This is a genomic window from Acinetobacter sp. LipI_19 (assembly GCF_058242925.1).
This window is the reverse complement of record NZ_JBZAYK010000001.1, coordinates 2,481,146-2,493,591: the sequence shown is the minus strand read 5'-3', so window position 1 is coordinate 2,493,591 and position 12,446 is coordinate 2,481,146. Positions and strand designations below refer to the sequence as shown.

Sequence of the window (12,446 nt, the reverse complement as noted above, 5' to 3'; positions counted from 1 at the left end):
TTTTCAATATTAAAGATTTGTGTAGTATATAGATGTATATACAAGTTAGTACATTGCTATACAGTGAATGCAGTTTAATTTGCTGGTTTAAACTCAAAGGAAGGAGTCCTATTGTGACAACAACGACAACAAAATTTCGTGATGTAGAAATTCGCGCACCTCGTGGTACTAAGCTCAATGCAAAAAGTTGGTTGACTGAAGCTCCACTGCGTATGTTGATGAATAATCTTGATCCTGATGTCGCAGAGAATCCAAAAGAGCTTGTTGTTTACGGTGGTATTGGTCGTGCTGCACGTAATTGGGAATGTTATGACAAGATTGTTGAAACACTTAAAACTTTAGAAAATGACGAAACTTTATTGGTTCAATCAGGTAAACCCGTCGGCGTATTCAAAACACATAAAGATGCACCACGTGTTCTTATTGCCAATTCAAACTTAGTTCCACATTGGGCAAATTGGCAACATTTCAACGAGCTAGATGCCAAAGGCTTGGCAATGTATGGTCAAATGACCGCAGGTTCTTGGATCTATATCGGCAGCCAAGGCATTGTACAAGGCACCTATGAAACTTTTGTTGAAGCTGGTCGCCAGCACTACAACGGTGACTTAACAGGTCGTTGGGTGTTGACTGCTGGTTTAGGTGGAATGGGAGGGGCTCAGCCTTTAGCTGCGACTTTGGCAGGCGCTTGCTCGCTTAATATCGAATGCCAGCAAGCCAGTATTGATTTCCGTTTACGTACACGTTATGTCGATGAGCAAGCCACAGATTTAGATGATGCTTTGGCGCGTATTGACCGTTATACCAAAGAAGGCAAGGTGATTTCGATTGCGCTACATGGCAATGCAGCTGAGATTTTACCTGAATTGGTTCGCCGTGGTGTTCATCCGGACATGGTGACGGATCAAACCAGTGCACATGATCCACTCAATGGCTATTTACCCATTGGTTGGACATGGGAAGAATATCGTCAACGTGCCAAAACTGAGCCAGAAGCAGTGGTAAAAGCTGCAAAACAATCTATGGCAAAGCATGTACAAGCGATGTTGGATTTCCAAAAAATGGGTGTTCCAACCTTTGACTATGGCAATAATATTCGTCAAATGGCGCAGGAAGAAGGCGTAGAAAATGCATTTGATTTCCCAGGTTTTGTACCTGCCTATATCCGCCCATTATTCTGTCGTGGTATTGGACCATTCCGTTGGGTTGCACTTTCAGGTGACCCTGAAGATATCTATAAAACCGATGCAAAAGTTAAAGAATTGATTCCAGACGATGAACATTTACATCGTTGGTTAGACATGGCAAGAGAACGGATTAGCTTCCAAGGCTTACCAGCACGTATTTGCTGGGTTGGTTTAGGCTTGCGTGCAAAATTAGGTCTGGCATTTAACGAAATGGTACGTAGTGGTGAGCTTTCAGCACCAATCGTCATAGGTCGCGATCATTTAGACTCAGGCTCAGTTTCCAGTCCAAACCGTGAAACTGAAGCAATGCAAGATGGTTCTGATGCTGTATCTGATTGGCCATTGCTGAATGCTTTACTTAATACAGCAGGTGGTGCGACTTGGGTTTCATTACATCACGGTGGTGGTGTAGGAATGGGCTTCTCTCAACACTCAGGTGTCGTGATTGTTTGTGATGGTACGGATGAAGCAGCAGCACGTATTGCTCGTGTGTTGACCAATGACCCAGCAACAGGCGTAATGCGTCATGCAGATGCTGGTTATGATATCGCCGTTGAATGTGCCAAAGCGCAAGGTTTGAACTTGCCGATGATCACCAAATAAAAGACATGGACATTACGATGCTTTTTGCAATTGTGTAAGCGGCATCGTAAGAGAACAATATAGCGCAAAACAGGACGTCAAAATGGAACTCTTAATTCAACCAGGCAAGCTCACACTCGCAGATCTTCGCCAAGCGTATTTAAATCCAATTAAAGTTAAACTGGATGACAGTGCTTATGCTGGCATCAATGCAAGTGTTGCGTGTGTCGAAAAAATTGTGAATGAAGGACGCACAGCTTACGGAATCAATACTGGTTTTGGCTTACTCGCTTCAAGTAAAATTGCCCCTGAAGACTTAGAACAGTTACAACGTTCATTGGTACTTTCTCATGCCGCTGGTGTGGGCGTACCTTTAGATGATGCGATGGTTCGCTTAATTATGTTGTTAAAGGCCAATAGTTTGGCACGTGGTTTTTCTGGTATCCGTCCTAAAGTGATTGATGCAATCCTTGCCTTGATCAATGCAGAAGTTTATCCACATATTCCATTAAAAGGTTCAGTCGGCGCTTCAGGTGACTTGGCACCCCTTGCACATATGTCTCTGGTTTTACTCGGTGAAAGTAAAGCACGCTATAAAGGGGAATGGTTCCCAGCAGTTGAAGCACTTAAAATCGCAGGTTTAGAACCCATTACTTTAGCAGCCAAAGAAGGTTTGGCACTTTTAAATGGTACACAGGTTTCAACAGCATACGCATTACGTGGTCTATTTGAAGCTGAAGATTTATTTGCTGCTGCGACCGTTTGTGGTGGGTTAAGCGTTGAAGCTATGCTCGGTTCACGTGCGCCGTTTGATGCACGTGTCCATGAAGTTCGTGGTCAGCGTGGTCAAATTGATGTTGCCGCTGCATATCGTGACTTATTGACTGAATCAAGTGAAATTGCACATTCACATGAAGATTGTAGCAAGGTTCAAGACCCGTATTCACTGCGTTGTCAACCTCAAGTGATGGGGGCTTGTTTAACGCAAATTCGCCAAGCAGCAGAAGTATTAGCGATTGAGTCGAATGCAGTTTCAGATAACCCATTGGTGTTTGCGGCAGAAGGTGACGTAATCTCAGCGGGTAACTTCCATGCTGAACCTGTGGCAATGGCTGCTGATAATTTAGCCTTAGCGATTGCAGAGATTGGTTCACTGTCTGAACGTCGTGTTTCGATGATGATGGATCGCCATATGTCACAGCTTCCTCCATTTTTGGTTGCAAATGGTGGGGTGAATTCGGGCTTTATGATTGCTCAAGTAACAGCCGCTGCGTTAGCGAGTGACAATAAAGCACTTGCACATCCTGCCAGTGTTGATAGTTTACCGACCTCTGCAAATCAGGAAGACCATGTTTCCATGGCGCCTAATGCAGGAAAACGCTTGTGGTATATGGCTGATAACGTTCGCGGCATTCTTGCAGTTGAGTGGTTAGGTGCATGTCAAGGACTTGATTTCCGTGAAGGATTGAAAAGCTCTCCTAAACTTGAGCGTGCCCGAAAAATTCTGCGTGATCAAGTGGCGTATTACAGTGAAGATCGTTTCTTCGCGCCAGATATCGAACAAGCAAGTGAATTGCTCGCAAGTGGTTGTCTGAACGAATTGCTCATTGCAAAGCTACTACCGAGCTTGTCCGAAGTGTGATCAATAAAACGGTCACATGGAGTGACCGAATCTAACTAAATTTCCTCAAGGATTGGAGATTATAATGTCACAACACTCCACATTACAGCGGGGGTTAAACACCCGTCATATCCGCTTTTTGGCATTGGGTTCAGCGATTGGCACGGGGCTTTTCTATGGATCAGCAACGGCAATTAAAATGGCTGGTCCGTCTGTTTTAATTGCTTATATGGTTGCAGGGATTGCAATTTATATTGTGATGCGAGCATTAGGGGAAATGGCTGTTCATAACCCCGTATCAGGTTCTTTTAGTGAATATGCCTCAAATTATATTGGTCCTTTAGCTGGTTTTACCACAGGTTGGACCTACGTCTTTGAAATGATCATTGTCGCCTTGGCTGACGTGACTGCTTTCGGTATCTATATGGGGTTTTGGTACCCCGATGTGCCACGATGGATCTGGATTTTATCGCTTATTATGTTCTTAGGGGCAATTAACCTGATTCACGTTAAAGTCTTTGGTGAAGTCGAGTTCTGGCTATCCATCGTCAAGGTTAGCGCTATTGTTGCCATGATTTTGGGTGGTTTTGGTCTGATGTTCTACGGATTTAATGCAGATCACACAGGCTTTGTACCCGGTATCCAAAACCTATGGATACATGAAGGTTTTATGCCCAATGGGATTATGGGTTTAGTTGCCTGCTTATCAGTTGTGGTATTTGCATTCGGTGGCATCGAAATCATTGGGATTACAGCGGGTGAGTCACAAGATCCGAAAACGTCGATTCCTCGTGCGATTAATGCGGTTCCTGTGCGTATCTTACTTTTTTATATTCTGACGATTTTTGTATTGATGTCGATTTTCCCATGGAATCAAATTGGTAGCCAAGGCAGTCCATTTGTACAAATTTTTGAAAATTTAGGCATCAAATCTGCAGCAACTGTTTTAAATATTGTGGTCATTACAGCTGCAATTTCCGCGATCAATAGTGATGTATTTGGTGCAGGGCGTATGCTCTATGGTATGTCTAAGCATAAACAAGCACCTCAAGTGTTCCAGAAACTCTCACGTAATGGTGTTCCATGGATGACTGTAGTGGTGATGGCGGGGGTGTTACTTATTGGGGTAGTGCTTAACTATCTGATTCCTGAAAATGTATTTATTATCATCGCATCAATTGCAACATTTGCAACAGTTTGGGTGTGGTTGATGATTTTACTTTCTCAAGTGGGCATGCGTCGTAAACTATCTAAGTTAGAAATTAAAGCATTAGATTTCCCTGTAATAGGTTGGCCTTATGCGCCTGCATTTGCCATTGTATTTATGCTGTTTATTTTAGCCATGATGGGATATTTTCCAGACTCACGACCTGCGCTTTATGTTGGTATAACCTGGTTAGTTTTACTCTGGATTGCCTATACGATTTGGGTAAAGCCCAAGCAAAACTCAGTAAAAGAAAAACAAGATCTCCAACAAAACATCGAAATGGAAAGCTGATACTGAAGCTGCCCAAGCATGATTAAAGCATGGGCAGTAAGAGGAAATGTCAATGAAAAAACTTTGGACAAACTGTCATATTGCAACTATGCAAGATGGGCGATACTCCAGTGTTGAATATGCTGCAATCGTTACTTTAGCGCAACATATCCACTGGATTGGCGCAGAAAAAGATGTTCCTGTAGATGACTATGCTGAAACCATTGACCTCAATGGCGCATGGGTGACTCCCGGTTTAATTGATTGTCATACGCATAGTGTATTTGGCGGAAATCGCAGTGTTGAGTTTGAAAAACGCTTACAAGGTGCCAGCTATGCAGAAATTGCAGCGAGTGGTGGTGGTATTGCAAGCACTGTACGGGCAACCCGAGAAGCAAGTGAAGAACAACTCCTTGCTTCAGCACTGAAACGTATTCGTTGTATGCTTAAAGATGGAGTAACCACCATTGAAATTAAGTCAGGCTATGGTCTGGACTATATCAATGAACGCAAAATGCTTCGTGTGATTCGTAAAATCGCTCACACTTTACCGATGACCGTAAAAAGTACGTGTTTGGCTGCACATGCTTTGCCATCAGAGTATCAAGATCAAAGTGATGCTTATATTGAACATATCTGTGCAGAGATGTTACCCAAACTTCATCAAGAAGGTTTAGTCGATGCTGTTGATGCTTTCTGTGAGCATTTGGCATTTTCTCCTGCGCAAGTTGAGCGTGTTTTTAAAGCAGCTCAAGCATTAAACTTACCCGTTAAACTACATGCAGAACAACTCTCATCTCTTGGTGGTTCAACGCTTGCTGCGCGTTACCATGCATTGTCCGCAGATCATTTGGAATACATGACCGAAGCTGATGCCAAAGCCATGGCAACTTCAGGCACAGTTGCCGTGTTATTGCCAGGAGCATTCTATTTTTTAAGAGAAACCAAATATCCACCTTTAGATAGTTTGCATCAACATGGTGTCCGTATTGCATTATCCAGTGATTTAAATCCAGGAACATCGCCAACCTTATCATTACGTTTAATGCTGAATATGGGCAGTACATTATTTCGTTTAACACCAGAGCAAGCACTCGCAGGTGTCACAACGCATGCTGCTTATGCACTGGGTTTACAAGACACTCATGGCACATTAGAACAAGGTAAAGTGGCGGACTTTATTGCTTGGGATATAGAACATCCTTCTGAGATTGTGTATTGGCTTGGCGGTGATTTGTCAAAACGAATCATCCAACATGGAAATGAAATCTTGATCTCAGCATGAGATTAATTTTGATAGAGTGATATTAATAATGAATCATTCATTTATGTGGCAAGGACGACAAGATGGGGAGGGTGATGCATATCTTCGACTCCATCAAGTGATCAATACCAGTCCTCAGGCATCTTTTGCTTTCATTGGCTTTAGTTCAGATGAAGGAGTTAAACGCAATCATGGACGCTTAGGTGCAGCAAATGCACCAGATATGATTCGTGCTCAATTGGCAAATTTACCAGTGCATCAACCTGTGACTATTATCGATTTAGGTACGGTGATTTGTGATCATGCTGAACTTGAAATAGCGCAGGCGGAATTAGCGCATCAAGTTGAACGTAGTTTAAATTCCAACATGAAGCCCATTGTGTTAGGTGGTGGACATGAAGTTGCCTTTGGGAGTTTTTCAGGCTTATTTCAATACATTCAAAATAATCATCTAAATAAGAAAATAGGGATTATTAACTTCGATGCACACTTTGATTTGCGCGAAGCTGAATATGTCACTTCAGGCACACCTTTTTTAAATGCTGCTAAACTATCAGAGCAGTTTGATCAAGAATTTAATTACATGTGTATTGGTGTTGCTAAGCATTCAAATACTAAAATTTTGTTTGACACAGCAGCACGTTTAAACTGTAATTATATTTACGATTATGAATTAAAACTGCAAAATGTTGAAAATTTAATCTTAAGAATAAATAATTTTATTAAAAAAGTAGACTATTTGTATATTACGGTTGACCTTGATGTATTTAACGCTAGCATTGCGCCGGGTGTCAGCGCACCTGCGGTGAAAGGAATCGATTTATCTACTTTTGACCCATTATTAGAAGCCATTAAAAAAACTGGCAAGATCAAAGTTTTTGATGTGGCTGAATGTAATCCACGGTTTGATTTGGACAACAGAACTGCCAAATTAGCCGCTTATATCATTTTTAACTACATATTTGATTGATGATTCAAGTGACTTCATCAAAAGGATAAGCAAAGTATGTCTAATTTATCTTATATCTCTCAAAATAACGGTCCATGGTCTACCTACCTTGAACAAATCGAGCGTGTTACACCGCATTTAGAACATCTCAAAGATTATATCGACACCTTAAAGCGACCAAAACGTGCTTTGATTGTCGATGTACCGATTGTTATGGATGATGGTACGATCCGTCATTTTGAAGGCTATCGTGTTCAACATAACTTATCCCGTGGTCCTGGTAAGGGCGGTATTCGCTACCATCCAGATGTAGATCTCAATGAAGTGATGGCTCTCTCTGCTTGGATGACTATTAAAACTGCGGTTTTAAATCTACCTTTTGGTGGTGCAAAAGGTGGTGTTCGTGTCGATCCTCGTCAACTTTCTCCACGTGAATTAGAACGTTTAACACGTCGTTATACCAGTGAAATTAGCCATATTATTGGCCCTCAAAAAGATATTCCAGCACCTGATGTTGGTACCAATCCCAATGTTATGGGTTGGATTATGGATACATATTCATCGGGTCAAGGCCATACAGTAACAGGTGTTGTGACGGGTAAGCCGATTCATTTAGGTGGTTCTTTAGGTCGAATTAAAGCAACTGGGCGTGGAGTATTTATTACAGGCCAACAAGTTGCCGCAAAAATTAAACTTCCTTTAGATGGCGCAAGAGTTGCTGTTCAAGGTTTTGGTAATGTTGGTAGTGAAGCTGCATATCTATTTGCAGATTCGAAATCTATTATTGTAACAATTCAAGACCATACAGGGACGATTTATAATCCTCAAGGTATTGATTTAGCTGCTTTAAAGACTTATTTAGAGAGCAATCAGGGCGTGGGGGGATTTGCTGGCGCTCAAGCGATTAGTGATGAAGATTTCTGGGATGTCGAAATGGATATCTTGATTCCGGCTGCATTGGAAGGTCAAATCACGGTTGAACGTGCGCAGAAATTAACAGCGAAATTGGTACTCGAAGGGGCAAACGGTCCAACTTACCCAGAAGCAGATGATATCTTAATCCAACGTGGTATTACCGTTGTACCTGATGTGATTTGTAATGCAGGCGGTGTAACTGTAAGTTATTTTGAATGGGTTCAAGATATGTCAAGCTACTTCTGGTCGGAAGAAGAAATTAACCAAAGACTCGATAAATTGATGGTTCAAGCGATTAATGATGTATGGCAGACTTCAAATGACAAAGTATGTAGTTTAAGAACGGCTGCCTTTATTTTAGGTTGTGAGCGTATCTTAAAAGCTCGTATGGAACGCGGTATTTTCCCAGGCTAATTTTTTTGTTGTAAGCGTGACCTTAGCAGATCTCTGCTAAGGTCATTTTTATTTTATCTGTTTAAAGCGCATTTTGACAGACTATTTAAACAGCGAATTTATAGAATCTATTGAATTATAAATGCCTTACCAGAATCTTAGTATTATCTACAAATAACATTACATAAACCTTAATTTATCTTACTGTAGATTTTTTACTGCTTTATTTTGTATATAGATTTGAGCAGTTAGTTAAAGAGTATCAATACATTGATCTTACGCGACACCTGATACTACAAGCAAAGTAGTGCTTTGTTTTTACTTAGTATGCAATACGATAAAAATTATTAGACTGAATTGTAAGAATAAACCTAAATATACCCTGAATAAAATGTCTTAAATTTTGTGTAGTATTTGCCTTTTTATGGTTTTAATTTCACATGAATTAAATTATAAAGTATATTTAGTGTGTGAATAAATTATAGACACTTCTGCTATAAACCTTTTTAGAAAGTAGTTAATAATATGAATAAAATATACTCAAAATGCATCTATGTTTTGAGCATTGGTAGTGTATGTGGCTTTACGACTTTGTTAGCAGCTGCACCGACATTACAATACTTAAAAACCTACCAAAGCTGTATAAATACAGCAAAAACCACAGCAAACAAGCAATTATGCATTAGTGCAGAGCATTTACGTCAGAATGAAAGATTAAACTTGGCAGTAAAAAACCTGACATCTAAGCTCTCAGCATATGAACAAAGTAGATTGACCGATGCTCAAGTAGAGTGGCGATCTTTTCAAAATTTTAAAGATGATCAATGTGATCAAGCCGCATTTGATGATGAAAATGCAGCTAAATCTTCAGGTAAAAATATGACAGCACTAGATTGTGACCGACAGTCGCTTGAACGGGTGGTTGAACGCGCTAATGAGTTGGAACAAGGCAATGTGCGGGCCGAATATTATCTTGATCCATAATTTACGATTTCTCACGATGTTTAACTCATCGAAATGTTTTATAAAAAAGTATTTGTTCATTTTAGTGAAGATAAATAACCAGCGTAAGCAAAAGGAAACCTTCTTATGATCAGCAAACAGCAATTGACAACCAATAATCCACAACACCAAATGGATGGACGTAAATTTAGGGCTTTGAGCGTTTTAGCTGTATTAACACTAGGTTTGTCACTAACAGCCTGTGTTTCAACACCTAATCCTGTGCAACAAACAGCTGATAAATTGGTTGGGCAACATGTAAATAAAGCGATTGGTATCTTTGGATCACCCACTTATCGCGTTCCTGCAAGTAATAATGGTGGCTCTGCAATGTGGGAAAATTCGGTTGTTTCCCAACATGTTGTACAACAGTTTGTGCAAACAGGAACTGAATATGCAGGGCAGCGTGTTGTTGGACAAACTGGTGGGCAAGGTGTTGTTGGTGCTATTTATGAAAATCAATATCGCCCGACTGGATATTATCAAAATGCGGTACAAGAGCGTGCTCAGTATCTGTGTAATATCACGGCATTGACAGGTCCAGGTGATATTATAACGAGTATTTTAGTGATTGGATGTAAGCAGAGCAAAGATGGTTTGTGATCATCAAAACCAAACTACAGATTTAATCTGACAGATTGCCCATAAGTGGATATCTGTCAGATAGCGTTAATAAGAAGACACACTTACAGAAAATCACCTAGATCAAAATATTTTATCCAAACTCTCTAGCTTCAATTTAGCAAAATATTTTTTGCCAATTTCACTTTCCTATTTTAATTTTACCCCTTCGCTATCGCTATACCAAGTAAGTTAAAATAAGGAAGGTTCAGTGAGTAATTCACAGTGCTTAGAGGATTCTAGCCATTTTAATTATTCAACCAAATCGAAATTAAAATTACAGTAACATACTAAAAATGAAGCCTAACTCCGATCAATTTTTATTGGTCTTATCATATGAGTAGTATCTATCTCAAAGCATATATCTATGCAAAATAAAGTAATTGCAGTATTTTTCCTGTTATTTTTAGCTAATTTCCTTTATTTTTATTAATTAATATATTATTCATTTGCTTTCGTTTTCATCATTGATAGGCACCTTTGAAGTGGCTAAACTCCATTCACCAAAGCTAGATATTCTCTATGAATTTGGTATAAAGTATATTATGGGAAATCATTTAAAAATCATGAAAATAAATTAAACAATCATAAAAATATTGTAGTAATACTTAGAGAAAAAGAATAAAATTCAATCAAATGCTGTTTGCACATGACCTCATGAAACTGAAAAAACTCATATTTTGTCTAAAGTTAAATCTGAGAAAACTTATTCTATTTTTAGCAATATTCAGCATCGCTATTTTATTTATTGCTTCGCTTTTTGTGAATTATTCTATCCAAAAAAAAGAACTATTAGATACTTCGCTTTCGTTCAATATGGAATATGCCACAAAAATAGCCCAAAAAACTGATTCTCAAATTCAGACTGTGCTAAAACAGTTAAATTATAGTGCGTCTTTACTGGGTAATTCATTTAGTGATGAGCAATTTAAACAATCAGAAGTTGATCGACTTAAATTTCAATCTAATTACTTTGATAGTGTAATCATTTCAGATAAATATGGGCATGTGCTCAATTTCTCACCTTCAAAAATTGCCATTAATAAAAATGTAGTGAATTCCACACTGGGATTTAAACAATCCCTTAAAACTCAAAAGACCGTAATCACAAGCCCATATTATTCAATTAAAAATAATTTAATTGTTTTTATTTCTCAGCCTATTTTTGATAAAAACAAAAATTATCTGGGCTTTATTGGTGGTGCAATTTATTTAAAAGAAAAAAATATTATTAATGAGTTACTAACCCTAAGCTTTAACTATAAAGATAGTTATATGTATGTATTAGATAGTAATAGAAAAATCATTTTTCATCCTGATGCAAGTCGAATAGGCTCTCTTGCAACAGATAATACGGGTCTCAATTATATGACAAGTCATATGATCGGAAAAATAAGGCTCGTCAATAGCAAAGGGGTCGATAATTTAGCAGGCTTTGCAAGAGTAAGTCATACCAATTGGATCATCGTTTCCCAACAACCGACTCATAAGCTTTTAGAAAAAGTTCCTTATCTGATTTATAAAATTATTGCTTATATGCTTGTTTTTTATATTTTAATCTTTCTGATCATCTGGAAAATATCCTATTATATCTCAGCACCATTAAATCGCTTAGCAACAATGGCGAGTCATCTCAATAACCCAGAGACTGCAACTCAAATTAAAAATGTGGATGCTTTATATTATGAGGTAAGAAATTTTAAACGCTCACTGTTACAGAGCTCTTCAAATTTTAAGAAAAAAATATCTACACTCAATCACTATGTAAATACAGATCCATTAACAGGACTTTATAATCGTAGAGGAATGGAATTACATATTGAACGCTTAATGAAAAATGAAGCAGCGTTTGCAATTATCGCCGTTGATATCGATTATTTTAAAAAAATTAATGACCAATATGGGCATGAAAAAGGAGATTTAGTCCTGACAAAAACTGCACAAAATATTAAGGATTGTGTCAGGAGTATTGATGTTTGTTGTCGGATTGGAGGAGAAGAGTTTGTGATTCTGAGTCCTATCGATAGTCAAAATTTAAGTATTAATATTGCAGAGAGGGTTCGACAGGCATTAGAAGTAACGCCAATCGGAGAAATACCCGCGATTACCGTGTCGATAGGGATAGCACATTGGCCTGAAATTTCTACAGACATCCATAAGGTGTTTAAAGCAGCTGATGAATATTTATATTTGGCAAAGAAGGATGGACGTAATTGTATTCGTTATAAAAAATAGTTTTAAAAACGACAATTTATCTTCAAGATAAATGCATTTTTTGAGTTAATTTACGTACTATTTCAATCTTAGGATGAAATGTAACAGTGTGTTGGGACTAGATCTGCGTCTAAGGGTGACTTTTCAGTCTCTACAAGATAACAATAATCCGTAGGCTTGTATGAGAAAAAAGAAAGACAGTTTAATTTAAGGTATGCTTA

9 protein-coding genes are annotated in these 12,446 nt (G+C 38.8%); all 9 read left to right on the top strand.

What is annotated here, in order from left to right:
- Positions 1-113: 113 nt before the first annotated feature.
- A complete protein-coding gene (gene hutU, locus AC4CVF_RS12200) occupies positions 114-1,790 on the top strand; it encodes a urocanate hydratase (RefSeq protein WP_004820229.1) in 1,677 nt (558 codons plus the stop codon).
- Between the two features lie 82 nt (positions 1,791-1,872).
- Positions 1,873-3,411 (top strand): histidine ammonia-lyase, encoded by a 1,539-nt coding sequence (hutH, locus tag AC4CVF_RS12195; RefSeq protein ID WP_336954745.1) that lies wholly within the window; start codon positions 1,873-1,875, stop codon positions 3,409-3,411.
- Between the two features lie 64 nt (positions 3,412-3,475).
- A complete protein-coding gene (locus AC4CVF_RS12190) occupies positions 3,476-4,888 on the top strand; it encodes an amino acid permease (protein WP_336954746.1) in 1,413 nt (470 codons plus the stop codon).
- 52 nt (positions 4,889-4,940) lie between these two features.
- A complete protein-coding gene (gene hutI, locus AC4CVF_RS12185; protein ID WP_490789529.1) occupies positions 4,941-6,152 on the top strand; it encodes an imidazolonepropionase in 1,212 nt (403 codons plus the stop codon).
- Between the two features lie 28 nt (positions 6,153-6,180).
- A complete protein-coding gene (gene hutG, locus AC4CVF_RS12180; RefSeq protein ID WP_490789528.1) occupies positions 6,181-7,101 on the top strand; it encodes a formimidoylglutamase in 921 nt (306 codons plus the stop codon).
- Between the two features lie 36 nt (positions 7,102-7,137).
- Complete coding sequence (locus AC4CVF_RS12175; protein ID WP_490789527.1) at positions 7,138-8,409, top strand: Glu/Leu/Phe/Val family dehydrogenase; 1,272 nt, start codon at positions 7,138-7,140, stop codon at positions 8,407-8,409.
- Between the two features lie 504 nt (positions 8,410-8,913).
- Positions 8,914-9,372, top strand: a complete 459-nt coding sequence (locus tag AC4CVF_RS12170) for a lysozyme inhibitor LprI family protein (RefSeq protein WP_336954750.1) — start codon at positions 8,914-8,916, stop codon at positions 9,370-9,372.
- 105 nt (positions 9,373-9,477) lie between these two features.
- Positions 9,478-9,993 (top strand): hypothetical protein, encoded by a 516-nt coding sequence (locus AC4CVF_RS12165; protein WP_490789526.1) that lies wholly within the window; start codon positions 9,478-9,480, stop codon positions 9,991-9,993.
- Between the two features lie 675 nt (positions 9,994-10,668).
- Positions 10,669-12,246 carry a sensor domain-containing diguanylate cyclase gene (locus AC4CVF_RS12160; RefSeq protein WP_336954752.1) on the top strand — a complete coding sequence of 526 codons (1,578 nt, stop codon included), beginning with the start codon at positions 10,669-10,671 and terminating at the stop codon, positions 12,244-12,246.
- Positions 12,247-12,446 lie beyond the last annotated feature (200 nt).

What these genes read in the sequence shown, in the direction of transcription:
- hutH (WP_336954745.1), top strand. Translation starts at nt 1,873, where the DNA reads ATGGAACTCTTAATTCAACCAGGCAAGCTCACACTCGCAGATCTTCGC.
- AC4CVF_RS12190 (WP_336954746.1), top strand. Translation starts at nt 3,476, where the DNA reads ATGTCACAACACTCCACATTACAGCGGGGGTTAAACACCCGTCATATC.
- hutI (WP_490789529.1), top strand. Translation starts at nt 4,941, where the DNA reads ATGAAAAAACTTTGGACAAACTGTCATATTGCAACTATGCAAGATGGG.
- hutG (WP_490789528.1), top strand. Translation starts at nt 6,181, where the DNA reads ATGAATCATTCATTTATGTGGCAAGGACGACAAGATGGGGAGGGTGAT.
- AC4CVF_RS12175 (WP_490789527.1), top strand. Translation starts at nt 7,138, where the DNA reads ATGTCTAATTTATCTTATATCTCTCAAAATAACGGTCCATGGTCTACC.
- AC4CVF_RS12170 (WP_336954750.1), top strand. Translation starts at nt 8,914, where the DNA reads ATGAATAAAATATACTCAAAATGCATCTATGTTTTGAGCATTGGTAGT.
- AC4CVF_RS12165 (WP_490789526.1), top strand. Translation starts at nt 9,478, where the DNA reads ATGATCAGCAAACAGCAATTGACAACCAATAATCCACAACACCAAATG.
- AC4CVF_RS12160 (WP_336954752.1), top strand. Translation starts at nt 10,669, where the DNA reads ATGAAACTGAAAAAACTCATATTTTGTCTAAAGTTAAATCTGAGAAAA.